Here is a 26277-nt window from a genome sequence, read left to right as displayed (position 1 = left end):
CCTGTAATTAATTGGGTAGAAAGACCAAACCCCTACTTGACAAATTACATAAAATGTGTGTAGATTAAGAGTTTTCTGCTTTGACAAATGTCCATTCTAGGATATTACGAGGAGCTTTTTTGAGGGCTTCAATTAAAGTCTTATTATCCTTAAATTTGACTTCATTGAGAGAAGAATACTCAACATTGACCGTAAAACGTTCATTTTCAAAACACCAAGGCGTAACACTGATTAGTCCGTTTTTCAATTGTTTAATATCATAACGTTGACCATCGTGCGCCTTACTAATTTCTAAAGCGCGTTCATCTTCGGGTAGTTCCTGCTGACACAAAATCAAAGAAAGACGATCGCACCACTGAAGAAAATCATAAGCTGAATCCGCATCTTGTTGAGTAATCGACAATTCTTTTAGCCATTGCTTTTGTTGGGCTAATTGAGTCTCTAAAAAGCGATCGGCTTCCTTATTCTTCCCTTTAAGATCTTTATTGAGGCGAGAGAGGTGCATAGATGTTAATAACGCTACCCAACGTCCCCGATACAAAGCCCGTTCTATATGGAGGTACAAACGATCAAAAGCTGGATTTTGGTCGAGGGTAAAATCCATTGGGGCCCCAGCATCAGTTAATATATTTTCTTCCCACTCTCGTTCTAAATCGTCGTGATGGGAAATAGTGGCAATTGTTTCGTACAATCGAGGGGGTGAATCTTTTTTGCGCCACTGTCCGCCAAGTTGAGCAGCAAGTAAGGCATGAGCGCGATGATAGATAATGTCCCATCCAGTCATAGTCGGGTTAACAATCACAATTTCTCCTGTTAATTTTTGGGCAGTTTAAGTGAACAGAACACGAAACCAGTTTACGGCTACTGTCTTGAAAATTTAAACTATCTTAAGAAAGATGCGATCCTTTTATTGCCATTGTAGGGTTTAGTCTCCAAACCCAATATGTATTAAAATTTGGTGTTAATATTGAACCGAGCCAACAAATCCTAAATTTATTCGCTAATCACTAAAGCTGGGGTTAAAACACGATCGACAAGATAAATCACGCCATTATCGACAACCTTCTCGGAAGTAATCACATTAGCATCATTAAGTTTAATTTGTTGATCATCGATTTCAACTGCAATAATAGAACCTTCTACGGTCATAACCTCGTCAATTTGTCGTAAATCTTCGGTTCTCACATCTCCAAACGCGAGGTGATAAGCAATAATTCTTTTAAGTTTTTCTTGATCCTCAAGTAAAAAATCTAGCTTTCTTTCGGTAAGTTGGGCGAATGCTTCATCAGTGGGAGCAAAGACAGTAAAAGGGCCAGGTGTTTTCAGCATATCCACTAATTCGGTCGTTTGGAGAGTCCGCGCTAGATTGGTTAGATTTGCTGTATTCGCCACTGTTTCTAGAATGTCGCCCATAGTTTTTCTGTTGTGCAATAATTTTCTTACATTTTAGTTGATGTCTATAAGCAGTTTGCCTCTTTCAATAGATAGACTATTGGCTATCCCGTATAGTTATTTATCTCAACATAAAAATATTCAGAAGCTCTTTCCGACAAGTGTCCCAGAAATACAGTACGAGATTAACTCCGCTCAGTAATTTGGGTATTCCTTCTAAAATACTCGCTAATTGAGAATTTTTTAAATGTAGGGTATCGATCAAAATTGCTACAGATAGAAAAATGATTCCTAGCGCAAAAATCCAATAATTTGTAGTTTTGAACTGTCGCCAAAAAAGTAATATATAAAATATAAACCCAACTCCATAAACCATAATGGTTATGATTTTGGCTAATCCAAAGGAGAGAAAAATTATATGTATCCGATAGATTTCATTCAACCAGAACAAACCCATCATTACAGCAGAAACGAAGAAAAAGCTATTTTTTTTATGATTAGGAGCGATCGTATTTAACAAAAAGAAAGTAAAAGCACAAACTAAAGGCGGAACACTACATAAAATTTGAAAAGTATGGGTAAATAGCCACCGACTGAGTGGAAAAGGAGTTGGGGGAGGCCAGAAAAGGATCTGTATCGGGATGCGCTGCGAATAAGCGAGTAGAATAGCTCCCGCAACGAAAGATAAAAATAGGAAATTAATACGGATGAAAGCTTGTTCATCTCGTCGAAAGATCTTCATTGTCTTTAAAAAAGCTTAATCAATTCTAAGGCTTAAAAAAACGCCAGTTTACTTTATTCCATTGATAAATACCTTCAATCTCAAACTCAGCCCCATTTTCAAAGCGAATTAGACAATTAGTATAACTCGATTCTCCATCTTCAATATCTTTTAAGCCAACCACTTGACAAACATACCATTCTTGTGTTAATAAATTATTTTCTTGTACCCATTCCCAAAGACGGTTAGAGACTTCAATACGATCGCCTATTTGTAACTTTTCTCTTGTAATTGATATTTGTTCAAGATATTCTTTCCAGTGTATGGGTTGAACGCGATTTAACCAACCAATCCCATAAGATTCTCGAATAAATTGTACATTACCCGAATCTTTATTATTGAGCCAATCATTCAGTAAACTAGCTTTCCATGAAAGATTTTTTTGTTCTTGCTCAAAGATAAAATCTAAAAGGATTTGACGTTCTTCCATAGATAATTCATCTAAAGGATTTTGTCCTATAGGATTAAAACTATCTAAAACTGTTTCTAATAAAATTTCTTTTTGCTGCTCATTTAAAGGATAACCTACCTGAGAGCATCGCAGAATTGCCGCTTCAAGAATTGCTTTAATCTCCGCTTGATTTATCGACATAGGACATCATCAATTTGTGACTTAACATATGGGAGCAAATCAAGTTAAGCTGAAAGACGGGTCAGTTATTAATCGAGCAACAAAACCATGATCAATCGTATTGTAGCCGCTTGGCTGTTTTCTATCGTACTATGGCTTGGCAGTTGGTTCATTATTTCCCCTGCTTTTGCTATAACTCCCATTGAACTAACGAACATTTCTTATAAAGATTGTCCACCTGAATTAGCCGAGGGGAATGTTACCAGTGGTGGGAGCGCACCTGCTAACTGTTTTATGGTTACAGGAAAAGCTAAAAATCCTTCAGGGAAAATGGTTTATGATGCCGATGTATATGGACGTATTCTAGACGCGAATGGAGAACCTGCTTTACAAAACCGTTCTCGTCTTGGTGCAATTCCCGAACTTCCCCCAGGTATTAGTGATTTTGAAATCAGGATTTCAGTTCCAGCTAATCAACCTACACCTTTAAAATTAGAAAAATTTAAAGCGTCTGGTTTTGCGGGTAATGTGAGTCCGTCCATCTAAAAAACATTGCTCTTAGGCTAAGGGAGCTAAAAGACCTTGCAATAGTTGTAATACTAGAAAAGCCAGAATCGGCGAAATATCTATCCCACCGAGAGGGGGAATAATCGAGCGAAAAATATTAAGATAAGGGTCGGTGATTGGGCTTAAAAAAGCGATTACTTGAGCCGCCCATTCTGCTGTCTGAAACCACGAGAGTAAAATCCTTACTGTAAGAAGAATCAAGTAAATATTGAGGAAATTAACGAGAGTCTGAACAATTAAATTAGAGATGGGAACATCCATGAGTTAAATCTATCCTTGGCGAATTGTCATTAGTTGTCACATTTAGCCTAGCAAGGTTTGATGAAAAATGAAATACCTATAGACACGATAACGCACTCTTATACAAGATTGGGGATAAACGATGTGTCAAGACGAACAAGCTTTCTTAACGCCGAAGTCTCTCTACTGTCCCTTTTCTGTAATAATTTAAAACAGTAGTTGTAAAGCTTTTTAACAACAACTCCCGTAAATCATAAGAGAAGTGCAATAATTCTGAAATTGATTTCTCAAGGTTTACAAAAGTTAACAATTATACTGATCAGTTATGGCACAAGCTTCTGGTACACCCGACGTTCCTGATTTAGGTCGTCGTCAATTTATGAATCTGCTCACCTTCGGCACCATTGCGGGTGTCGCTGCTGGGGCATTATATCCTGTTGTTAAATACTTCATTCCACCATCTTCGGGCGGTACAGGAGGTGGACTAACGGCTAAAGACGCACTAGGCAACGATATTAAAGTTAGTGAATTTTTAGCGAATCACAATGCAGGCGATCGTACTTTAGCCCAAGGATTAAAAGGCGATCCTACTTATATTGTAGTAGAAGGCGATAAAACGATCGCTAATTATGGAATCAACGCCGTTTGTACACACTTAGGTTGTGTTGTTCCTTGGAATGCCAGCGAAGATAAATTCATGTGTCCTTGTCATGGTTCTCAGTACAACGCACAAGGAAAAGTCGTTAGAGGTCCTGCGCCCTTGTCCTTGGCGTTAGTACACGCTGACCAAAGTGATGACAAAATTATCTTCACCAATTGGACAGAAACCGATTTCCGCACCAACGAAGACCCCTGGTGGGCTTAATAATTGTTACATAACGTTGTGAAGTCAATTCATTGAATCATATCCAGATGAGAACACCTATACTCGACACAATTCGCAAAAGACTACTGCTGGTCATTGCTACAATTACTTTTCTATTCATCAGCGATTTTACCTTTCCCCAGTCTGCATCAGCTTATCCATTTTGGGCGCAACAAACAGCCCCATTAACCCCACGAGAAGCCACTGGACGTATTGTCTGTGCGAACTGTCACCTCGCCCAAAAACCCGCAGAGGTCGAAATACCTCAATCTGTTTTACCCGATACCGTATTTGAAGCGGTGGTTAAAGTCCCCTATGACCTCAGTAGTCAACAGGTTTTAGGCGATGGTTCAAAAGGTGGCCTAAACGTCGGTGCGGTTTTAATGCTACCCGAAGGCTTTAAAATTGCTCCTCCTGACCGTATTCCCGAAGAATTACAAGAAAAATTGGGCGGTCTTTATTTCCAACCCTATAGAGAGGATATGGAAAACGTGGTCATTGTTGGCCCCTTACCAGGCGACCAATATCAAGAAATTGTTTTCCCCGTTTTATCTCCAGACCCTTCTCAAAATAAAAATATTCACTTTGGTAAATATGCCGTTCATCTAGGTGCAAACCGAGGTCGCGGTCAAGTTTATCCCACTGGAGAACCTAGCAATAATACCGTGTATAAAGCTTCGGCTGCGGGTACTGTAACTGAAATTACCAAACAAGAAGACGGTAGCTACGAAGTCACCCTCGATACCAAAAATGGTCAAGTCGTTGATAAAGTTCCCGTTGGTCCAGAGTTAATTATTTCTGAAGGTCAAACCGTTGAAGCAGGGGAAGCCCTCACCAATAACCCCAACGTCGGTGGTTTTGGACAAAAAGACACTGAAGTTGTTTTACAAAGTCCACAGCGTATCACTTGGTTAATGGTTTTCTTAGCAGGTATTATGCTGGCTCAAATTTTACTTGTGATTAAGAAAAAACAAGTCGAAAGAGTTCAAGCAGCCGAAATGAATTTCTAAACCGAATTTTTTATCAGGTTAATCGAGACAGGCCAACCGCCTGTCTTTATTTGTATAGTAAGAGTTAGTGTTCTCTATCGATAGAACGATGATACTACCTCGCCCCACAACACCACGATTTTTACGAACGCTTAAACTTATTTTCCGTCCTGTAGAATATTTAGATGACTACGGTCAACAGTTTGGCGATATGTTTGCTGTAGGAAGTGAAGATTACCCCTTTGTTTATGTAAATCATCCCAAAGCGATACAAGAAATTTTCACCGCAGATAAAGAAATTTTTGACTCTGGTAAAGGAAATGCAGTTTTAAAATTTTTACTCGGTGCGAATTCAATAACATTACTCGATGGTGAACCCCATCAACGACAGCGTAAATTACTCATACCGCCGTTTTATGCGGAACGTCTCCGCGCTTATCATCAAATTATCGATAATATTGCTCAAGAAGTAACTAATAAATGGCAAGAAGGCCAAATTATTCGCGTCAGAACCCATATTCAAGATATAACGTTACAAGTAATTCTTCAAGTCGTTTTCGGATTAGAACAAGGTCAACGCTATGATCAACTTAGAGACTTATTGACGACATTACTAGAAGCTTTAAGTACGCCTTTGAGTTCAACACTTCTATTTTTTCCCCAATTACGCCAAGACTGGGGTAATTTTAGCCCCTGGGGTCGTTTTTTGCGTTGTAAACAACAAGTCGATGAATTATTAAGACGGGAAATACAAGAACGTCGTCAAGAAAATAATTTAGATAAAGAAGATATTCTATCATTGCTGCTGGCGACTTCATATGAAGACGGCAAACCGATGACGGATGAAGAAATACGTGATGAGTTAATGACGATGTTGGTAGCAGGGCATGAAACTACAGCATCGGCTCTAACTTGGGCGTTATACTGGGTGTATTCGCAGCCGATTATTAAAGATAAATTGCGCTTTGAATTATCGGGTTTAGGTAAAAATCCTTCGCCTTCTGATATTGCAAAACTACCCTATTTGGGTGCGGTGTGTTCAGAAACTTTAAGAATTTATCCCGTTGCTTTAACTCCTTTTCCCCGTATTCTCAAAAAACCTTTTGATGTGATGGGATATCATTTTAATCCTGGAACGGTTCTCACTCCCTGTATTTATTTAGTGCATCAACGAGAAGACTTGTACCCCGAACCCAAGAAATTTAAACCCGAACGTTTTTTAGAACGTCAGTACTCACCCTATGAGTATTTCCCTTTTGGTGGGGGAAACCGTCGCTGTATCGGCCTGAGTTTGGCTATGCTAGAGATGAAATTAATTTTAGCTGCGATCGTCTCTCGTTTTGATCTAGCTTTAACTACTCATCGTCCGCTTAAACCAGTTCGTCGGGGGTTAACTCTTGCACCTCCTGGAAATTTTAAACTAAAAGTCAAAGCAAAATTTAACGCTTAAGACTCCTGCACAAACTCAAAAAATAGCTCAAAATATAAAGTACTTTATATTTCACTTCAATCACAGCCAATATGGATAGTTACGAATTAGCTAGATATATCGAAGAAACTGATAGTATATCTAAACCTTGGATGTTAGTTCAATTACGCATTCTGAAGTTACAGGAACGCCGTTCTACACTTTCTGATACTGAATACATGGCCGCATTAACAGAACTCCATGAAGACTTAATGAACTTAGGGGAATGGTGGAAAGGTCAAGAAGATAAAGTTTTTTAAATAAAGCCTAATTTTATTAGCCGTGATAACTCAATAATGATAATATCCGATTTTTTGCTTCTCACTGTTTACTTTTTTTGTATTCTTTATCTTTTTCAGTCTTGGCGTTCTTCTTTCTCTAAAAATCTTAGTTGGTTTTTTGTTTGTAGTTTGATTTTGCTGCTAACGTTCGGACTCATGTATGTAGACGCTTTAGCAGCAGGAATTATTGGAATGATTTTAGTGATTTTATTCTTGATAATTCCTAAAATCGGATTTTCTATTTTTCAAAAATTATTCTATCAACAGCGATATCATACTGCTACAAATTTAATTTCTGTGTTAAGTTGGTTACATCCTTTTGATAGTTGGTTAGAAAAATCGAAATTAACCTATAGTTTAGCCCTAGCAAAAGATGGAAAATTAGAACAATCTTTGAAAATACTAAAAACTTCTAAAAAAGAGCATTATTATGCCAAAATTTTAACTTTTTATGTTCAAGGAGATTGGAAAAATGGTTTAAATTGGATGACGAGTCATATTCCAGCGCATATTTTATTTAATGAGCCAGATTTATTAATTTACTATTTACGAGCATTAGGTGAAACAGGAAACTTAAATAAACTGCTCAAGCTTCTCGAAAAAACAGAACTATTTTTAGAAAGAAATGGAAGTTATTTACAAGTTTATTTAGTCCGAATGTATGCCCTAGCTTTTTGTGGACAAGTCTTACAAGTCAGACAATTATTACAAGTTCCATTAAAAAAATTACCAAATTCTGTACAACAATTTTGGTTAGTAACCGCGCAAATGGTAGCTGGCAAAAAAGCTTATAGTTACCAGAATTTATCAGAAATATTTACCGAAAAAAATTTGATTTTAAAAAAAGCCATAGACTGGCGTTTAGACCATCCCCAGATTGAACCAGAAAAAATATTAGAACAAGAATCATATCGAATTATTAACCGAATTAAACTCGAAGTAGATCAAGAATTTTATCCTCGTATTTTTAGCTTTCAAAAACACAGAAAAGCCTATGCAACTTATCTTCTAATTGGAATTAATCTAGCCTTTTTCGGCATTCAAATAGAAACAGGAGGCAGTGAAAATTTGCAAAGATTATATCAGTTAGGGGCTTTAGTTCCTGAAGCTGTATTAGCTGGGCAATGGTGGCGAGTGATAACCGCTAATTTTCTTCATTTTGGCTTGCTCCATTTGCTAACAAATATGTTTAGTTTATATGTTTTAGGGCGTTTTGTTGAAAAGATTATTGGCTTTTTTAGATATATATTCATTTATCTTTTTAGCGGCATTGGTTCCATGAGTATTTATACGGCTTTATCGCTTCAAGCTAAACAGCAAAACTATATTCTAATGGGAGCATCGGCGGCTATTATGGGTTTATTAGGTGCTTTATTTATTATTTTTGTTAAAGAATGGTTTCAAACCAAATCTAGGATTACAGCCAAGCGAATACAACTAATTTTATTTACTATCGGTCTTCAGTTTACATTTGATTATTTTGTTCCACACATTAGTATCTCAAGTCATTTTTGGGGGTTAGTTTTGGGTTTGGTTAGTAGTATATTTTTGGTTGGTAAAGTAGGGAGGTAAGTTTAAAATAATATGATTGAAAACAAAGTTAGTCAACAATATAATCAATTGGCTAAGATTTATGATTCACGTTGGAAAAAGTACATTAATGACACATTAACTTTTTTGCAAACTTGTGCCGAAATATCACCGAATGAAACGGTATTAGATGTGGCTTGTGGTACAGGAGAGTTTGAAAGATTATTACTAAGTCAACATTCAAATCTACAAATTATTGGGGTCGATATTTCCGAGAATATGCTGGCTATCGCTCAAGATAAATGTAGTTCTTTTCCTCAAGTATCGTTTCAGCTTGCTAGTGCCAAAGCTTTACCTTTTGCTGATAATAGTTTTGATGTAATTGTTTCGGCAAGTTCATTTCATTATTTTGATGAGCCACTTGTTGTATTAGCAGAAATGAGACGTGTTCTTAAACCAGAAGGAAAAGTGATTATTTTAGATTGGTGTAAAGATTTTTTATTTTGTCAGATTTTGGATATTTTTCTCAAGTTTTTTGATGATGCACATGAGCAGTGTTATACCGAACAAGAATTACATAACTTTCTAAAAAAAGCTAATTTTGTGATTTATCGTTCGACTAAAGTTCGTTTTGGTCTTGTGTGGGGATTAATGGCCGTTACATCCCGTAAAAACTAAAATTATTCTGCCATAGTTACCGAAAAAAATTTTATTTTTAAAAAAGCAATTTTTTGCAACTAAATAGAAACAGAAGGCAGTGAAAATCTACAAACATTATATCAATTATGGGCTTTATTTCCTGAAAGTTATTACCGCTAATTTTATTCATTTTGGCTTGCTCCATTTGCTAACAATATGTTTTAGGGCGTTTTTTTGAAAAGATTATTGGCTTTTTTAGATATATATTTATCTTTTTAGCGGCATCAGACCCAGGATTATTTATCCTATTTTATCGCTTCAAACTAAATATCTAATTACAGCAAAGCGAATACAACTTATTATAATGACGATTGGGCTTTTGATTATTTTGTTCCACACATTAGTATATAAAGTCATTTTTGGGGTTAGTTTTAGTTGGGAAAGTGTGGTGGGCAAATTTGTAACACAATTAGTAAGACATTGAGTATAATAGAGAAGATTATTAGTTATTTTTTCAACTAAAGCATTATGAATATTACAGAATTAAAAATCAATTCATTTCGCGGGATTGATGATTTAACTTTAAAATTTAATCCGAAAAAACCTACGGTAATTTTGGGTGTTAATGGCGTTGGAAAGTCAAGTATTTTAGATTGTTTATCAGAATTTTTTATCGATTTTGTCTATGAAATTTTAGAAATTCATAAAAACTTTTATAATTCTCATAAAGATATTAGCAAAATAATCAATAATTTAGAAAAAAATTTAATGTTAAAAAGAGTAATAATTCCCTCAATAGATATCAAAGCTGGAAATCAGTCAAGTTTGATTCAAATAAAATCTAATTTTCGGAGAAAAGATGAAATTTTGAATTGGCAAATCGAACTTTATAAGAAAGAAACTATAAATCGAATAATTTTAGGTAATTTAAAAGAATCTGTTCAAGAGCAGATTTATAGTAAAATTATTGAAAAAACTAATCTATTTATCTTAAAATGTTATTCTGTTAAAAGAGAAGTATTACCAGATTTAACTCAATTGAATAGCGACGACGATATATATATTCCTCAAATATATGTTTATAGAAATCTTGTGGGCGGTTTAGATTTTTCATATTTTTTTGCATGGTTTAGATTAACAGAAGATTTAGAAAATGAAAAGATTAGAGATAATTCTAAATATAGAGATAAAAAATTAGAAGCAATTAGAACAGCAATTTATTCTTTAATTCCTGAATTTTCTAATCTGCGTATTAGACGCTCACCTCTTAGAATGGCTGTTAATAAAACTGTTGGAAAAACAACAAAAGAATTAAGTATTGAGCAACTTTCGGAAGGCGAAAAGTCTTTACTTGCAATGGTGGGTGATATTGCACGAAGATTAGCAATAGCCAACCCTATTTTAGAAGATCCTTTACAGGGAGAAGGAGTTATTTTAATTGATGAAATTGAACTTCATTTACATCCGCAATGGCAACGAAAAATTATTCCAGCTTTAACTCGAACTTTTCCAAATTGTCAATTTATTATTACAACTCATTCACCCCAAGTTGTTAGTCATGTTCAACCTGAAAATATTTATATATTAAAATCTACACCAGAAGGCATTAAAGCTTATAAACCTGAAGCATCTTTTGGGAGAGATAGCAATCAAATTTTAGAAGATTTAATGGATACTCCTTCACGTCCACAGGAAATACAAGAGCAACTGAGTGATCTTTTTCTTCTGATTGCTGATAATAAATTAGAAGAAGCCATAAAACTTCATGATACAATTGCTGAACAAATAGGAGAGGATGAGCCTGAATTGATTAAAGCTGTAGTTGCTATCAAAAGAAAGGAGCTTATAGGACGTTGAAATATATTCCTAAAAATCAGGAACCAGAAGAACTAAAAAATTTTAAATCTAAAATTAATGATGATTGGCAACCAACTTGGAAGGAGTTTCAAAATCCAGAAAAAAAGCAGCTTCATCAAACACTGTTAAAAGAACAAGGCTATATCTGTTGCTATTGTGGCAGAAAAATTATTATAGAACAAAGCCATATCGAACATTTTAAGCCTAAAAGACTTTATCCTCAGCTAACTTTTGAGTACAGTAATTTAATTGTATCTTGTGAAAAAGATACCGAAGAATCCCCACCTGCTATACACTGTGGTCATCAGAAGGATGAATGGTTTGATGAAAAATTGTTAGTTTCTCCGTTACTGAAAAATTGTGTAGATTTTTTTAGATATGCAGAAGATGGCCAAATTCTTTCTAGTGATAAGATTAAAAATAAAAAAGCGGCCCAAACAACTATAGGTAAATTAAGACTAAATATCCCAAAACTCCGCAAACGCCGTAGAGCAGCTATCGAAGCTATTTTGCCAATTTTAGATAATGTTACATCAAATGAAATCAAAAAGTTAATAACTGGATTTGAAACTATAGACTCTGAAGGACAATATACAGAATTTTGTTTTGTGATAGTTGATGTCTTAAAAGAGTATCTATAGCTGAAATTAATTTCTATACATTATTCATAATCAACAATAGTTAAAAAATATGAATCGTTTTGACCCCTAAGTCCCCGTTTTTGTAACAGTTCTTGACAAACCTACTAGAGAGTGGCTAAGAGAGTGATAGGATTCCCTAAAACACTTATCTTGAGATGAGAAACCTATGACAGAAGAGCTTACCGGACAACTGCCTAAATTTGGTGGAAGCACAGGCGGCTTACTGACTAAAGCCGATGTCGAAGAAAAGTACGCCATCACTTGGACAAGCCCCAAAGAGCAAGTCTTTGAAATGCCCACAGGTGGAGCAGCTATCATGAATGAAGGAGACAACATCCTTTATTTAGCCCGCAAAGAGTATTGTATTGCGATGGGTAGTCAACTACGGACAAAATTTAAGCCCAAAATGGAAAATTACAAAATCTATCGTATTTTCCCCAACGGCGAAGTTGACTATATCCATCCTGCTGATGGTGTTTTCCCTGAAAAAGTCAATGAAGGTCGTCCTTATGTCGGCAAAAAAGACAGAAGTATCGGCAAAAACCCAGAGCCAGCAACGCTTAAGTTTTCGGGTAACGCTCCCTACGATGTATAACTAAAAAAATTGAGTGATTTCAGTTATCGGTGAACAGTCAACATTAGACAAAAAAAGCAGATAATGTTTATTGATGGCTGATTGCTGATAACTGTCATTCTTCACTCAATTATGATTTTTCCGTTATGATTTTTCCATCCTTCGAGCAGTTTCAAGAACTGGCATCACAAGGTAACTTTATTCCGGTGTATCAAGAATGGGTCGCTGACTTAGAAACCCCCGTCTCGGCTTGGTATAAAGTTTGTGCCGGACAACCCTATAGTTTTTTGTTAGAGTCAGTCGAAGGGGGCGAAAATCTCGGACGCTACAGCTTTTTAGGATGTGACCCAGTTTGGGTACTTCAAGCCAAAGGAAATAAGACAACTCGCATTCATCGAGATGGCACTGTAGAAAATTTTGAAGGGAACCCATTCGATATTCTATCTCGTTGTCTAAAGCCGATTCATCCCGTACAACTTCCACAACTTCCCCCAGGTATTGGCGGTTTATTCGGCTTTTGGGGCTATGAGTTAATTCAGTGGATAGAACCCCGTGTCCCTGTTTATCCGGCTACTGAAAATGACTTGCCTGATGGTGTGTGGATGCAAGTCGATAACTTAATTATTTTTGACCAAGTACAACGCAAAATCTGGGCGATCGCTTATGCTGATTTAAGAGGTAATAATCTTAATCTAGAACAATTGTATCAATCAACCTGCGATCGTATTACGAAACTGGTCTTAAAATTAACCTTACCTCTTCCTGTCGCCGCAAAAACCTTAGAACTCAACCCCTCTCCCTCCAATTCACTAAACTACGAAAGTAACACACCCCATCAGCAATTCTGTGACAATGTTCTTAAAGCCAAAGAATATATCAAAGCGGGTGATATCTTTCAAGTCGTGTTGTCCCAACGTTTGAGCGCATCTTATTGGGGTCATCCCTTTGAACTCTATCGCTCGTTACGTCTAATTAACCCATCACCCTACATGGCGTATTATAATTTCGGAGATTGGCAGATTATTGGCTCAAGTCCAGAAGTCATGGTTAAAGCCGAACGTAGCGAAACCAATACCATGAAAGCCACTCTAAGACCCATTGCAGGAACGCGTCGCCGGGGCAAAACTTTACTAGAAGATAATGCGTTAGCCGAAGATTTATTACAAGACCCCAAAGAAATAGCAGAACACGTCATGCTAGTAGACTTGGGGCGAAACGACTTAGGACGAGTTTGTGTTAAAGGAACCGTTCATGTCGATGAATTAATGGTTATTGAACGCTATTCCCATGTTATGCACATCGTCAGTAATGTTATTGGGAAATTAGACCCAAATAAGACCGCCTGGGACTTACTAAAAGCGTGTTTCCCTGCTGGAACCGTAAGCGGTGCGCCCAAAATTCGCGCTATGGAAATTATCCATGAACTCGAACCCTCAAGACGTGGCCCCTATTCTGGAGTATACGGCTATTATGATTTTGAAGGACAGTTAAATAGTGCAATTACAATTCGGACAATGATAGTACGACCCCAAAGTAATAACCAACATCTGGTTACAGTGCAAGCGGGAGCGGGTTTAGTAGCAGACTCTGACCCCGAGAAAGAATACGAGGAAACTTTAAATAAAGCTAGGGGTCTATTAGAAGCAATCCGTCGTTTAAGTTAAGCGATCGTGATACAGTAGTAACGCGCATGGTGCATATGTATATAGTTATTTGTATTTGATTTTTTTATGAGATTCTTAGATTCTAAAGGTAGATTATTCGGTAGGTTCAATATTTTGGACTTAGCAGCAGCATTAGTCATTCTTGGAGTTATTACCGGTATTTTTATTTTTCCAGGAACATCAGGAAAAGGCACTATTGCTCAAGTTCCCTCCGAACCGATAGAAGTTGATGTTATTGTAAAAGGATTAAGTGTACTAAGCCCAGATGCTTTAGTTAAACAATTTCAAACCGAGAAACAAACGAGTATCGTCATTCGGAACCAACCCGCCGGAGACTTAGAAGTTGTGAGAGTCAAAGAATTACCCCGTAATATTTTAGTTCCTCAACCCGATGGTACCGTAAAAGTACAACCTGACCCACGTCCTGAGTCTGCTTATTCCCAAGATATGATCATAACACTTGGCGCAAAAGCTGAAATTAGCGAAACGGGTGCAGTCGTCGGCGGTCAAAAAGTAAAAATTGGGACTTTAATTGAATTAGAAGGCGAGAATTATAATTTTAATTCCAGCGTTATTGAAGTTAGACGCATGGCTAAACAGTAATGATATTTCACATTACATCAAACCAAGCATGGCAACAAGCCCAGAAACAAGGAGAATACACAACTGTTTCTCTAAAAAATGAGGGTTTTATTCATTGTTCAACCCAAGAACAAGTGATTAAAGTTGCCAATGCTTTTTATTTAGGTCATTCTGATTTAATTGTATTGTGTATTGATGAGGATAAATTAATCAATTCTGTAAAATGGGAAGAACCCGCACATCAAATAAGCGATAACCCACCTGTCATAACTTCTCAAGAAATATTTCCTCATATTTATGGTGCGATTAATTTAAAAGCTGTTACTCAAATTATTCCTCTTATTGCATCAGAAAATGGGTTTACTTGGACTCGTAATATATAAAATGTAGGTTTTTGCTTCAAACCCTTGACTTAAATTAATTTAACGTGCGCTCAATATAAAGTCATTTTACATTCATGCAAGAGATAAAAAGTAAAGACGCGCCATGACGAGTCTCTACATGATTTAAATTAATATGACAAGCTTAAATCAATTCCTTAAAAAAATGCTAGATTTTAAATTAATAATTTTTTGCTCACTGCGCTCTTTATGAACTCAGAACAAGACGACAAAGATGGTGAACTACTCAAAGATGTTTTAGCAGGTCGTACCTTTACACTTGCGGATTTTATCGCTAAAGAAGGAGGAGATTTTCTAAAGGGGGAATCTCCAGTACCAAAATTGTTACAAGTCAAAACAGAACTTAATTTATTAATTAAAGAAAATGTTTCCGACTCTCTAGGAGCCTTAAAAGCTACCTTACAAGACCTAGTAGAAGAGAATGAATTACAGATTGCTAAAAACTTAGATAAGCCTTTGATGGCTTTAGTGGAAATGCTAGAATCATTAATTAATAATACTAACCTATTTTATGAATTTGTGAAGCGAGTTGATATAAAATGGGGGCAAATTTATGGAAAACGTCCTCATTTTCAATCACCTGGACAACCGCCCCATCCAGATGATGATTATACTCATGAATCAGTCCGCCAAAAGCTTGATGATTTTTTAACTATTTTAAAAGCTCAACAGTAAACAATATTATTACCTAACCTGAGTTCGGGTTAAGCAAATAGATATCAAAAACAAAAACCCAAGTCAATATCACTCATAATATATAGATTTAACGCGGTTAGAACACGCCCAATTCCCTTTAAAGTTATAATTATCATAACTGTTAAGCACTGCTTTTCTTTGCTCTAGTCTCATGCTAGATACCAACGATTTAGAATATCTTCCCTCATCTGAGGAACTCCCAGACTCAGACGATACCCCTGTGGATAACGAAATACAAAACTTGATTCCTAACTTGTTGAAAATGGTTCTCGGTTTTTTGTGGCCAGACCGTTATGATTATTTTTTTGGGGTAGATATGGGAATCTATGATTTAGAAGGCCAACGCACCAGAACCCCCATTATTCCTGATGGTTTTTTGAGTTTAGGAGTTCCGCGTCTGACGGGAGAAAGAGGAAGACTTAGTTATGTAATAAGAGAAGAAAATAATGTTGTACCTTTTTTAGTATTAGAAGTCGTTTCTCAAAAATACGGTGGAGAATACGATAAAAAAATGCAAATATATGCTACAATGGGCGTTTTGTATTATGTTATTTATAATTCCCATCACTGGAAAAGACGTAAACGTGATCCTTTTGAAGTTTATCGGCTAGACAATGGGGTTTATCAACGTATTTTAGGTAATCCTGTCTGGATTGATGAAATTGAACTCGGAATTGGTGTAGAAAGAGGAATTTATGAGGGTTGGGAACGTAATTGGTTGTATTGGTATAATCAAGCAGGTATTCGTTATGAAATTCCAGAAGAAATGATTGAAAACTTACAACAACAGTTACAGGAACAACAACAACTAGCAGCAGAAGAAAGCCAAAAACGCGAAGAATTAGAAAACTTATTAAAAGAATATCAGAGACGATTTGGTAATTTATGATTGGATCATGAATCCTTTGTTACTCACTAATGAACTTAAAAGTTGCTTTTACTTGGGAAGATGCTAAAGAAGTAGCCGACTTAATCATCTTCAAACATTTTCAAGAACACCTAAAAGATCTTGAAATACAATTGCTTCAAGGAGCATGGGAAGGACTAACTTACGAAAAAATCGCCCAAATTCATCACCACTCTGTAAACTATCTTCGAGGTGATGTGGGTCCTAAATTATGGCAAAAATTATCGATCGCTTTAGCAGAAGAAGTAACCAAAAATAATTTCAAAGGTGCTTTAGAAAGAGCAAGGGAAAAACAGTATTTTGATTCGTCTATTCCTGTTGTAGAGTTTCCTTTTCCTGAAGGAGCAGTCCCTTTAAATTCTTCTTTTTATATGGAGCGAGAAGGAATAGAATCCCTCTGTTATGATACCGTTGTGAAATCAGGTTCTTTGATTCGGATTAAAGCACCTTCACAAATGGGTAAAACATCCCTAATGTCAAGAATTTTAGCCTATGCTCAGACACATCATTATCATACTGTGTATTTAGACTTAAGCAGTGTAGAACGTTCCATTTTGACACAATTAGATAAATTTTTACGCTGGCTTTGTTTAATGGTGAGTCGTCAATTGAAAGTCGATAATAAATTAAATGACTATTGGGATACAGAGATATTAGGCAGTAATGATAACTGCACCGTCTATTTTGAAGACTATTTATTATCAACCATTCAAGGATCTTTAGTGTTAGGCTTGGATGAAGTGGATCGGATTTTTCCCTATACCGAAATTATTGACGACTTTTTTGGAATGCTGCGAAGTTGGCACGAAAAAGGAAAAATTTCTCAAAAATGGAAACAATTTCATTTAGTAATCGCTCATTCTACTGAGGTTTATATTCCGTTAGATATGAATCAATCTCCATTTAATGCCGGGGTTCCAGTAGAATTGATTGAGTTTGATCAAAAACAGGTGAAAAACCTAGCGTATCTACATCATTTAGATTGGAATGATAATCAAGTTGAGAATTTGATGCAAATCGTTGGAGGACATCCTTATTTAGTCAGACGAGCAATGTATGAGGTTAGTTCTTCTAAAATAACCCTTTTACAACTTTTACAAGAAGCTCCCACAGAAGCAGGAATTTATAGTAATCATTTGCGTAAACATTTAGAAACGCTACAACAAAGTGTTAAGGAAACTCAAGGGTTAAAAGAAGCTTTAAAAAAAGTGGTTACTTCACCCGAACCTGTGGAATTAGATTCAATGCAGATTTATAAGTTACATAGTATGGGTATTGTGCGACGACAAGATAATCATGTGATTCCTCGATGTAATTTGTATCGGGAGTATTTTCGTCGGGTTTTGTAAAGAAAAGTTAATAGTAATGTCTATGAGTCAAGCTCAGTCCAATTTTGAATATCAAGTCGGCGGAAGTCTTGCTAGTAATGCTCCTAGCTATGTGACACGTCAAGCGGATGAGGTGTTTTATCGAGCGTTGAAAGGGGGTGAGTTATGTTATGTTCTCAACTCTCGTCAAATGGGGAAATCTAGCTTACGAGTCCGTGTCATGCAAAGATTACAATCAGAAGGGTATGTCTGTGCTTTTGTTGACTTGACAGGAATTGGAACGGATATTACGCTTGAACAATGGTACGCTGGTTTTGTGCAATCTTTGGTCAGTAGTTGTGAATTAACAGAACACGTGCAGTGGCGAACTTGGTGGCGCGATCGACGTGATTTATTTTCTCCTGTGCAACGTTTGAGTTTATTTATTGAAGAGATTTTATTAGTTGAGATACAGCAAAATATTATTATTTTTGTTGATGAAATTGATCGGGTTTTAAGTCAAAAATTTTCTTTAGATGATTTTTGGGTACTGATTCGTTTTATGCAAAACCAGCGAGATACTGAGTCAAAATATCAACGTTTGACTTTTGCTCTCCTTGGGGTGGCGACTCCGAGTGATTTGATTCAAGACAAGTCCCAAACTCCTTTTAATATTGGTAAAGCTATTGAATTAAACGGTTTTAGTCTTACGGAAATTCCGCCGCTCATCGATGGTTTAAGGGGAAAGGTTGATGCTCCAGATGTGATGATTCAAGAAATTTTAGACTGGACGGGGGGACAACCTTTTCTAACACAAAAGCTTTGTAAACTGATGGCCCTGCAATCAAATTTGGCTCAGGATTTATCGGTTGAGCAAGTGGTCAAAGAACGTATTATTAATAATTGGGAATTTCAAGATGAGCCAGAACATTTAAGAACAATCCGCGATCGCATTTGTTATCGAGATGTATCTAAAGCGGGTCGTCTTTTGGGAATGTATGAAACAATCTTAAAAGAAGGTTCACTTGATTATAATGGCAGTCCCGAACAACTGGAGTTACGATTATCAGGGTTAGTTGTCGAGCGTCAAGGTAAGCTAAAAGTTTATAACCGTATTTATCAGACTGTTTTTAATCTAAGTTGGGTCGAAAATAAATTAGCTCAGTTGCGTCCCTATGCTGAAAATCTCACAGCTTGGTTAGCTTCATCAGGACAAGATCAATCCCTTTTACTCCAAGGTAATTCTTTACAAGATGCTTTGACTTGGGCTATGGGAAAAAGTCTCAGTGATGCAGATTATCAGTATTTAGCTGCTAGTCAGGAACTCGCTAAACAAGAAGCCCAAAACGCTTTATTATTCGTTGAACAAGCTAATAAACTTTTAGCAACAGCAAAACAAAACGCTTTGTTTGAAGTCCGTCAAATGCGAATTAGTCGGGTTTGGATACCAATAATTGCTTTAGGAATTACTATCCCAATTTTGTTAGTACGTTTTAGTGGTTTATTACAGAATTTAGAGTGGAATGCACTTGATCAGTTTTTTCGCTGGCGATCTTTTGAAGCTCCAGATAAACGAATTGTTGTTGTAAAAATTGATGAATCAGATATTACTAAAATGGGTCGGTGGCCAATATCTGATCAGATACTTGCTCAAGCCATTACTCAGATTAAAACACAAAAACCCGCCGCGATCGGTTTAGATCTTTATCGTGATTTACCTGTAGAACCTGGTCACGCAGATTTAGTACAAGTGTTTCAATCAACGCCTAATTTATTTGGTATTGAAAAAGTAGTCAAACCTAAGATCGCACCGCCACCAAGTCTCAAAACACTTGGACAAATAGGATTTTCTGATCAAGTCGTCGATACAGATGGTAAGATCCGTCGCGCTTTGTTGTCTGTTAGTTCTGACGAGCAGGAATATGATAGTTTAGCCCTAAAGTTAGCCTTAAACTATTTATCCCTTCAGAACATCACTCCGAAAACCGATGAACGAGATCCACAGAAAATATATTTAGGACAAGCGATCTTTAAACGGTTTGAGCGGAATGATGGGGGATATGTGCGCTCTGACTCTGGCGGTTATCAAATATTACTGAATTTTCGCGGTTCTCAAGAAAGTTTTTTAACGGTTTCTTTGCAACAAGTCCTAAATAACCAAATTCCGTCAAATATTTTCCGCTCTCGTCTTGTTTTGATCGGAACAACAGCAGAAAGTATTAATGATTTTTTTTATACGCCCTATAGTTCTGGTTTGTTTCACTCTCCCGAACGGATGTCAGGGGTATTTATTCATGCGAATATTATTAGCCAAATTCTTTCGGCAACATTAGATAAACGACCATTGTTACAGGTTTGGCCTAAAGGTTTAGAATGGCTGTGGATTTTTGCTTGGAGTATTTTTGGGGCTTCAATAAGTTGGTTGTTGAAGTCTCAAAACGTGCTTATTTTTAGTCTGCTGATCGGCAGTGGTGGGCTTTTTTTAGGTTGCTATCTGGCTTTTTTACTGGGTTGGTGGTTGCCAGTTGTTCCGTCGCTTTTCGCTTTTTTGGGCGCAGGACTGATTTTACCGTTTGTGACAAGTCGGCAAATTAACCGACTTTTATTCTCTCGTACTCTAGTCTATTTATTAAAAACTTGCTCTAATTATCCAACGGCGGGACGAATTGCTATTGAATATCTGAAGCAGTCTGAAACCAAAGAGCATCAAGCGTTGATCGAAAGTCAGTTAAGGACGAAGGGACTGTGATGAGATGTCAGAAAGACCAACTGATGTAAGAAAGTTAGTCCAAATATCTGACATGACTTGGCTTTCGGGTTGCGATCGCTTGGCTTTGACTAGAGCATTTAGCGTATCGTACCAGAGTCCTTGTTCACCATACCAAAGTGCTTGAGCAAGAGCATTTTCTTTTTGTAGTCCAGAGGGCGCGGTTTGGGGCAGATCAACACGACGCACCCAAGACATGATCGCCGGATCGTTTGGACCTGGTTTTGTGCCACATACCAACACTACAGACCATTGATATTTTTTTCCGACTGCTAAAGGTGGTGATTTTTCCGAAGGTTGAATACTGATGATCCCCGGTGAATCTTTAATTGATAAAAGGGTTTGAGAATGGTGCTGTTTTCCCTCTTCTTTGATACTTAATACGACTTGTTTCGCCGATGTTTTCGGTAAAGCAATAAAAAATGTCGGACGTTCTGCTATTGTCAAACCATAGTTAGATGAGGGAACGAGCGCCATCAAATAATATGAATTAGCGGTTGAGACACCGGTTATATCTTGGCCACATCGACTGGGTTGGCGAGATCCAGCAGGAATAGTTTGATCGGGTTGTGACTCATCTGGTGGGGGTTTAAAAGATATGTGAGTTATTGAGTCATTAAGATTTGTTGAATGGGTGATCGGTTGAGCCATAATCAGTTTAGTCCCGATGAGCAACAAGGCGATCGATAACAGGTGAAGCAAGCTTTTAGGATTTAACATTTTTTTGATCTCAATGGTTTAGAGATACCCTATATTACTTCATGGGATTTATAGTATTTTACGGATAATTTTAGCTCGGTTCTCCTACAACCAATTACCGATCAGAACAAAAGGAGCCCAATAATAAGGATGATGATATTGAGACGATCGCAATAAGTACAGTTGTGCTTGACGGACGGCTTCGGCTTTGCTTAAATCCCCTTGATTAAACAATACATAGAAACGAGTCATCAGATCGGCAGTTGATTGATCTTGTACTGACCAAAGTGTCGCCAGGGTACTACGAGCGCCTGAACGCACGGCAACCCCCGCGAGTCCTAATGCGGCTCTTTGATCACCGACTGCGGTTTGACAGGCACTTAAAATTAATAGTTCAATAGGATTTGCAACTCGTTCTTGTAGGAGTTGATCAATATCTTTGACGTTAACGCGCTCATTCCATGTTAAAAGAAATGTATTTTCAGCTTGGGAAGAAAACTGACCATGTGTGGCTAAATGAACGACTGGGAAAGGGGTTGTCTTATTTGCTGATTTTAAGCGATCGCTGGTAAACGCATCATCTAAAAGTACTTCTGTTGGGACTATTTGAGCTATTTCTTGAACTTCTTTTTTGACTCCTGGTAGGGATGGAAACCCTTGACGAGCTTGGGCTAATCCCCCGGCGAGGGTTTTAAAATCTTGAGGAGAGAGCGATCGGGCTTTGAGTAGCTGTAATCCTGGTGTTATAACGACATTATACTGCTCAATGAGATACTGTTGACCATCGTGTAGGGCGGAGAGTGGTACGTTACGCAGTACACCGTCTAAGACAAAAACGAGGGTTTTAATGCCATTTTTTTCGAGTTCTGTTTTAGCCGGACGGATTAACCAATCGTAAAATTGTTGATGGGGACGCAAAGGATCGGGACTCGAAATAAATGGGTTTAAGTTCGCAAACAAATCATCATAGGTGCGGTTGAGATCTTCAGGGTCTTTTAATTCTGTTGTGTAGTAATGTAACGGTTGTTGAGGCAAGGATAGGATTACGGTAAGACGCTTCGGTAAGATGATTGGATAAATAATCGCCGCATGAGGATCGAGTTGTTCAATTAATTGGGGTTTCGCATCTAGACAAGCTTCTTGAAAAAAGTTGTTGAGTTCGGCTAGTTGTAGTGCTTCAATAATATTACGAGCTTGATTGAGGTTTTCCTGACTGGGCGTATCTTCTTGTAATAGTAAGGCGACTAGCTCTCGATAAACTGGTTCTACACTGTCTCTAAAGGTAAACTGAAGATCTGGATTAGAGGTTACTAAGTCTCCTCGCAATGATTGTAGGTTTTCAAAGGCTAGAGTATAAATCTGAATTGCTTCTTGGGTTTTCCCTTGAATTTGATACAAATATCCTAATTGCCATTGCCACAAATAGGTTAAATGAGCATTTTTAGATAAGGATAGCACCTGCAAAGCTTGTTCGGTTAACTGTTGGGCTTTTTTGATATCCCCCATTTGTCGTTTAATTTCCCCTAAATAACCAAGGGCGTTAGCGAATAATTGCTGATTTTCTATTTGTTGGGATTTATCTAGGGCAACCGTGATAATGCGTTCTATTTCTGGTTTAGAGGGAACTTGTGCGATCTTAGGTTTGACGATCGGACATTGTTGTACAATCGGTGATACGGGTTGTTGAGAATTTAGCTCCGATTGAAGACAGATGAGATTCTGAGCAAGTTTGAGATGAGCCGAAATATTGCTCTGACTCGCTGGCAATGTAGCAAGATTGGTTTGAATGTTTGCAATTAATGTCGGCACTTCGGCTAATTCCTGAGTTTGTAGGGACAAACTAAGTAAATTGAGTTGCGCTTGAAGCTGAGTATTTGGGTAATTTTCCGCTTTACGGTAGCAATCTATTGCTTTTTGATTAAAATAATCTAAATCATCTTTTAGACACTCTACAGGCTCATTTATTGTTGTTTCCTGTGGTTTTTTTCTAGCTAATGCACCTGCTGTATTACCCATACTCAGATAAATTGCCGCCAGATTTTGCCGATCGCCGATTTGCTGCGCGAGTTGCCCACTGAGTAATAATACTTGTTGAGATTGTTCGAGTTTGCCGACGACTCGCAAAACATTACCCAGACTGCGTAAAGCGAGTATTTGCGATTTGGTTGCCTGTGTCGTAATTTTTTCAAGTTGTTGAGGAGTTATGCTACAGTTTTGATGCTCAATTTCTAAAGCCGTTAATAAAGTTTCACAGGCCAAGGGATGTAGCCCTAAATCTTGCATTGCTTGGGCTTGATTAATTTGATTCTGGGTTAAGTTGTTTGATGCACCTATTTCTCGATAAATATTTGCTGCTTGTTGCCACGTTTCTAGGGCGATGCTAGGTTGTCCGAGGGTTAATTGTAATTGTCCTTGGATATCTAGTGTTGAAGCGAGTATTTTTTGCTGTTCTGGTGTTTTTTGCTGTTCTTGGATAATTTTCAGACTTAAATTTAGATTTTCTTGGGCTTGCTTCCATTTTCCTAGTTTTTGCTCACTTAATGAAAGATTGCTTAAAGCCATTGCTTGATTAAGATGATCGCCTTTTGTGGCAAAATCATTAGCAACCTCTTGCCATGTTTGCGCCGCTTCTTGGAATTGTTCCGCCGTCATCAGTCTTTTTCCTTGTTCGATAAGCTCCGATGAATTGACGGGAAATAGTAGAGCAATTTGTAAGGATAGAAAAAATAAGATAATGAGAATAAGCGATCGTAATTGTGCTAGTTTCATGGTGATGGACAACTAACCGATTGTTCTTTTTTTCGTGGCGACTGAGTTACAGTCGGATTATAAGCGGTCAAAACCACCTCATTTTTATCATTAAATATCCAACCTTGTACAGGTTCAAGGGGCGTAGATGACTGTGTCGGCGGTGCGATAATTGATGTGGGCTGATTTTGTGGGGGTACGGGTTCGACTAAATCAACACTCACGGCATCACGACTGAGATCATCAGTTATGCTAGGAGGTAAGCCACCGCGTCCCGTAATCGTTAATTCACTAAAAGAGCCTTTTTTGCAGGGATTTTGGGCAATAAGAGCCGTCGGATCAACGATATTTTCTGGTAAGTTAATTAATCCTTGATTTGGGTCAAATTCTGTGGTGTTTAGGGTTACTGTACCACTGAGGGCGGTTCCCTGTTCAGAAAAGGCAGTAATATCGTTACCAGATGTTAAGCGTTTGTCTTGAACATAAAAACCAATAACCGCATCGGCAGTAATATTAATCGCGCCACCACGCCCACCACGAGAATTAGCCGTAATGTTGCTGTTTTCGGCTCCAAAAAGATATCGGCTATTAATCGTAATATTACCACCATCGCCCATACCGTTAGCATTGGTTTTGATGTTGCTGTTGTTGCGTAGTTTTAAGGTATCTTGTATGTTTAAATTAATGTTGCCGCCTTGGCCTTGAATGGTATCTGCATTTAGAGTAGAGCCATTACTTAAATAAAGCGAGCTAGTATTGATACTTAAATTTCCTGCAGAGCCAAAACCAGACGTTTTAGAAGTTACCAAACTAAAATTACTGATTTCTACTGATTCAGCCGCATTTAGAATGATGTCTCCCGCCCCTCCTGTTGTTTCCTCAAAAGCATCGGATGTTATTGCCGCTAGACTCCGTAATATTAACTTTTTCGTATTGATGACGAGATTTCCTCCATTTCCTTCATATAAAACTGAGGTTGAGATGAATGCAGGTCTATTTAATAAATCATTTCCCTTCATCTCTACAGATTCGGAGGCATTGATTGTCAAAAATCCTCCGGGCTGCGCTCCTTGATTGGCGGCTGCAAAAATTCTTGAACCATCTGCTACGATAACTCGACGACCTTGTAACTGAATATCGCCACCTTCTAGAACAATTGTATTACCATTAGCATTGATTTGAGAATATAGTGGAAAAGATTTAAGGAATGGAAATATTTTAATAACTTCAGGAGATATTGTAGGAGATTCAATAAGTTTAATATCTCTAAAGTTTTGTACACCCTCATAACCTAACATCCAGCCTTTAGAAATGGGTTTTAGACTGACTTGACTTGGACTAGCGACACTGCCAATCTCTACACGACCACTATCGGCACTGATAAAGCCTCCTTGTAGTGTAACATCACCGCCGACGAGAGCTAGAGTTTTCTTAGGTTCCACTTTAAGACCACCGATGTCAAGGAAGCCTGAAATTTTAAAGACCGATTGAGATTGATTGACGATCGCCCCTAGTGTCTCTCTAAACTGTAAACCGATTGGAATTCTGACGCTGAGTAACGCTTCTGATGAGGGGTTTACTGCACTAAACTGCGTCCCATCTTCAAATACTACACTACTAGCAGTGGTGGCGAAAAAAGAGCCTTTGAGATCTAGTGCTGCATTATGTCCAAAAATAATACCACTAGGATTGATTAAAAATAAATCAGCATTGCCTAATACTCCTAGTGTTCCCAAAATCGCTGACTGATGATGTCCTGTTACTCGACTAAAAATCCGTTCAATTCCAGAAGGATTATTGAAATAAACGCGGTTTCCTTCACCAACGTTAAATTCTTCAAAACTATGAAATAAGTTTACTACCCGATTGGCTCCCCCTTCAATGAGATCGCTTGAATGACCTTTAATTTCAACATTTGGTTTAATAACTGAGCTTTCTACTCCTAATGTGCGATCAGGCTTAATATTACTTTGTTGCCCCCAAGCACACTCAACCGAAAAAGCTAGTATTGCAGTCGTCACTACAGAACTAACTAACCCTAAATTAAATTGCTTTAGAGTAACAAAATCATGTTTAACCTGATTACACATTGGTCGAAGCATTCTCTTAAC

The 26277-nt window shown here is 37.4% G+C and carries 25 protein-coding genes; 17 read left to right on the top strand and 8 right to left on the bottom strand.

The genetic code is table 11. The annotated features are described in order from the left end of the window. Positions 1–64: 64 nt before the first annotated feature. From C7H19_RS02925 to C7H19_RS02910, 4 genes are all read right to left on the bottom strand, one after another. Positions 65–802, bottom strand: coding sequence for a DUF3891 family protein (locus C7H19_RS02925; RefSeq protein ID WP_106455389.1), 738 nt, complete (start codon positions 800–802; stop codon positions 65–67). A 191-nt stretch (positions 803–993) separates the two neighbouring features. Then, positions 994–1413: a fasciclin domain-containing protein gene (locus C7H19_RS02920; RefSeq protein WP_106455388.1), complete on the bottom strand. Its 420-nt coding sequence runs from the start codon at positions 1411–1413 to the stop codon at positions 994–996. 100 nt (positions 1414–1513) lie between these two features. Further along, positions 1514–2134: a hypothetical protein gene (locus tag C7H19_RS02915; protein WP_106455387.1), complete on the bottom strand. Its 621-nt coding sequence runs from the start codon at positions 2132–2134 to the stop codon at positions 1514–1516. 25 nt (positions 2135–2159) lie between these two features. Beyond that, entirely contained in the window at positions 2160–2765 is a 606-nt protein-coding gene (locus tag C7H19_RS02910; RefSeq protein ID WP_245927252.1) for a hypothetical protein, read from the bottom strand. Between the two features lie 87 nt (positions 2766–2852). Between C7H19_RS02910 and C7H19_RS02905 the strand changes: the two genes are divergently transcribed. Beyond that, positions 2853–3290 (top strand): hypothetical protein, encoded by a 438-nt coding sequence (locus C7H19_RS02905; RefSeq protein ID WP_106455386.1) that lies wholly within the window; start codon positions 2853–2855, stop codon positions 3288–3290. A gap of 12 nt (positions 3291–3302) precedes the next feature. Here C7H19_RS02905 and C7H19_RS02900 read toward each other — a convergent pair whose 3' ends face one another. Continuing rightward, a complete protein-coding gene (locus C7H19_RS02900) occupies positions 3303–3572 on the bottom strand; it encodes a YggT family protein (RefSeq protein ID WP_106455385.1) in 270 nt (89 codons plus the stop codon). A 304-nt stretch (positions 3573–3876) separates the two neighbouring features. Here C7H19_RS02900 and petC point away from each other — a divergent pair, with 304 nt between their 5' ends. The 16 genes from petC to C7H19_RS02820 all read left to right on the top strand — a co-directional run bounded on the left by petC (position 3877) and on the right by C7H19_RS02820 (position 20701). Next, entirely contained in the window at positions 3877–4416 is a 540-nt protein-coding gene (petC, locus tag C7H19_RS02895; protein WP_106455384.1) for a cytochrome b6-f complex iron-sulfur subunit, read from the top strand. A 47-nt stretch (positions 4417–4463) separates the two neighbouring features. Then, positions 4464–5426 (top strand): cytochrome f, encoded by a 963-nt coding sequence (gene petA / locus C7H19_RS02890; RefSeq protein ID WP_106455383.1) that lies wholly within the window; start codon positions 4464–4466, stop codon positions 5424–5426. Between the two features lie 88 nt (positions 5427–5514). Then, complete coding sequence (locus C7H19_RS02885) at positions 5515–6855, top strand: cytochrome P450 (RefSeq protein ID WP_106455382.1); 1341 nt, start codon at positions 5515–5517, stop codon at positions 6853–6855. Between the two features lie 71 nt (positions 6856–6926). Next, positions 6927–7133 (top strand): hypothetical protein, encoded by a 207-nt coding sequence (locus C7H19_RS02880; RefSeq protein ID WP_106455381.1) that lies wholly within the window; start codon positions 6927–6929, stop codon positions 7131–7133. A gap of 177 nt (positions 7134–7310) precedes the next feature. Continuing rightward, a complete protein-coding gene (locus tag C7H19_RS02875) occupies positions 7311–8726 on the top strand; it encodes a rhomboid family intramembrane serine protease (protein ID WP_181280510.1) in 1416 nt (471 codons plus the stop codon). A gap of 12 nt (positions 8727–8738) precedes the next feature. Further along, a complete protein-coding gene (locus C7H19_RS02870) occupies positions 8739–9362 on the top strand; it encodes a class I SAM-dependent methyltransferase (protein WP_106455379.1) in 624 nt (207 codons plus the stop codon). Positions 9363–9851: 489 nt separating this feature from the next. After that, positions 9852–11180: an AAA family ATPase gene (locus C7H19_RS02865; RefSeq protein WP_106455378.1), complete on the top strand. Its 1329-nt coding sequence runs from the start codon at positions 9852–9854 to the stop codon at positions 11178–11180. Continuing rightward, on the top strand, positions 11177–11821 hold the full coding sequence (locus C7H19_RS02860) for a retron system putative HNH endonuclease (RefSeq protein ID WP_106455377.1): 645 nt from the start codon (positions 11177–11179) through the stop codon (positions 11819–11821). Before C7H19_RS02865 ends, C7H19_RS02860 begins: the two co-directional genes overlap by 4 nt. 166 nt (positions 11822–11987) lie before the next feature. After that, positions 11988–12416, top strand: a complete 429-nt coding sequence (gene psaD, locus C7H19_RS02855) for a photosystem I reaction center subunit II PsaD (RefSeq protein ID WP_106455376.1) — start codon at positions 11988–11990, stop codon at positions 12414–12416. A 125-nt stretch (positions 12417–12541) separates the two neighbouring features. After that, positions 12542–14059 carry an anthranilate synthase component I gene (trpE, locus tag C7H19_RS02850; protein WP_106455375.1) on the top strand — a complete coding sequence of 506 codons (1518 nt, stop codon included), beginning with the start codon at positions 12542–12544 and terminating at the stop codon, positions 14057–14059. Positions 14060–14125: 66 nt separating this feature from the next. Continuing rightward, entirely contained in the window at positions 14126–14662 is a 537-nt protein-coding gene (locus C7H19_RS02845) for a DUF4330 domain-containing protein (protein ID WP_106455374.1), read from the top strand. Continuing rightward, positions 14662–15024: a DUF952 domain-containing protein gene (locus C7H19_RS02840; RefSeq protein WP_106455373.1), complete on the top strand. Its 363-nt coding sequence runs from the start codon at positions 14662–14664 to the stop codon at positions 15022–15024. Before C7H19_RS02845 ends, C7H19_RS02840 begins: the two co-directional genes overlap by 1 nt. Before the next feature lie 207 nt (positions 15025–15231). Then, on the top strand, positions 15232–15717 hold the full coding sequence (locus C7H19_RS02835; protein WP_106455372.1) for a hypothetical protein: 486 nt from the start codon (positions 15232–15234) through the stop codon (positions 15715–15717). 172 nt (positions 15718–15889) lie between these two features. Continuing rightward, positions 15890–16627: a Uma2 family endonuclease gene (locus C7H19_RS02830; protein WP_106455371.1), complete on the top strand. Its 738-nt coding sequence runs from the start codon at positions 15890–15892 to the stop codon at positions 16625–16627. Between the two features lie 29 nt (positions 16628–16656). After that, on the top strand, positions 16657–17994 hold the full coding sequence (locus C7H19_RS02825; protein WP_106455370.1) for an AAA-like domain-containing protein: 1338 nt from the start codon (positions 16657–16659) through the stop codon (positions 17992–17994). Positions 17995–18016: 22 nt separating this feature from the next. Beyond that, positions 18017–20701: a CHASE2 domain-containing protein gene (locus C7H19_RS02820; protein WP_106455369.1), complete on the top strand. Its 2685-nt coding sequence runs from the start codon at positions 18017–18019 to the stop codon at positions 20699–20701. On the opposite strand, the gene C7H19_RS02815 is transcribed toward C7H19_RS02820, so the two are convergent. From C7H19_RS02815 to C7H19_RS02805, 3 genes are all read right to left on the bottom strand, one after another. Further along, entirely contained in the window at positions 20681–21439 is a 759-nt protein-coding gene (locus C7H19_RS02815) for a DUF928 domain-containing protein (RefSeq protein ID WP_106455368.1), read from the bottom strand. The genes C7H19_RS02820 and C7H19_RS02815 overlap by 21 nt on opposite strands. 84 nt (positions 21440–21523) lie before the next feature. Beyond that, positions 21524–24187 (bottom strand): CHAT domain-containing protein, encoded by a 2664-nt coding sequence (locus C7H19_RS02810; protein ID WP_106455367.1) that lies wholly within the window; start codon positions 24185–24187, stop codon positions 21524–21526. Beyond that, the gene (locus C7H19_RS02805; protein ID WP_106455366.1) at positions 24184–26268 is read right to left on the bottom strand and encodes a filamentous hemagglutinin N-terminal domain-containing protein; all 2085 of its coding nucleotides are present in this window, start codon (positions 26266–26268) and stop codon (positions 24184–24186) included. Before C7H19_RS02805 ends, C7H19_RS02810 begins: the two co-directional genes overlap by 4 nt. Positions 26269–26277: the final 9 nt, after the last annotated feature.

Origin of the sequence: Aphanothece hegewaldii CCALA 016 (assembly GCF_003007785.1) — a bacterium.
Lineage (GTDB): Bacteria > Cyanobacteriota > Cyanobacteriia > Cyanobacteriales > Microcystaceae > Chroococcus > Chroococcus hegewaldii.
The sequence above is the reverse complement of the archived record's forward strand: the minus strand, read 5'-3'. Positions and strand labels throughout refer to the sequence as shown.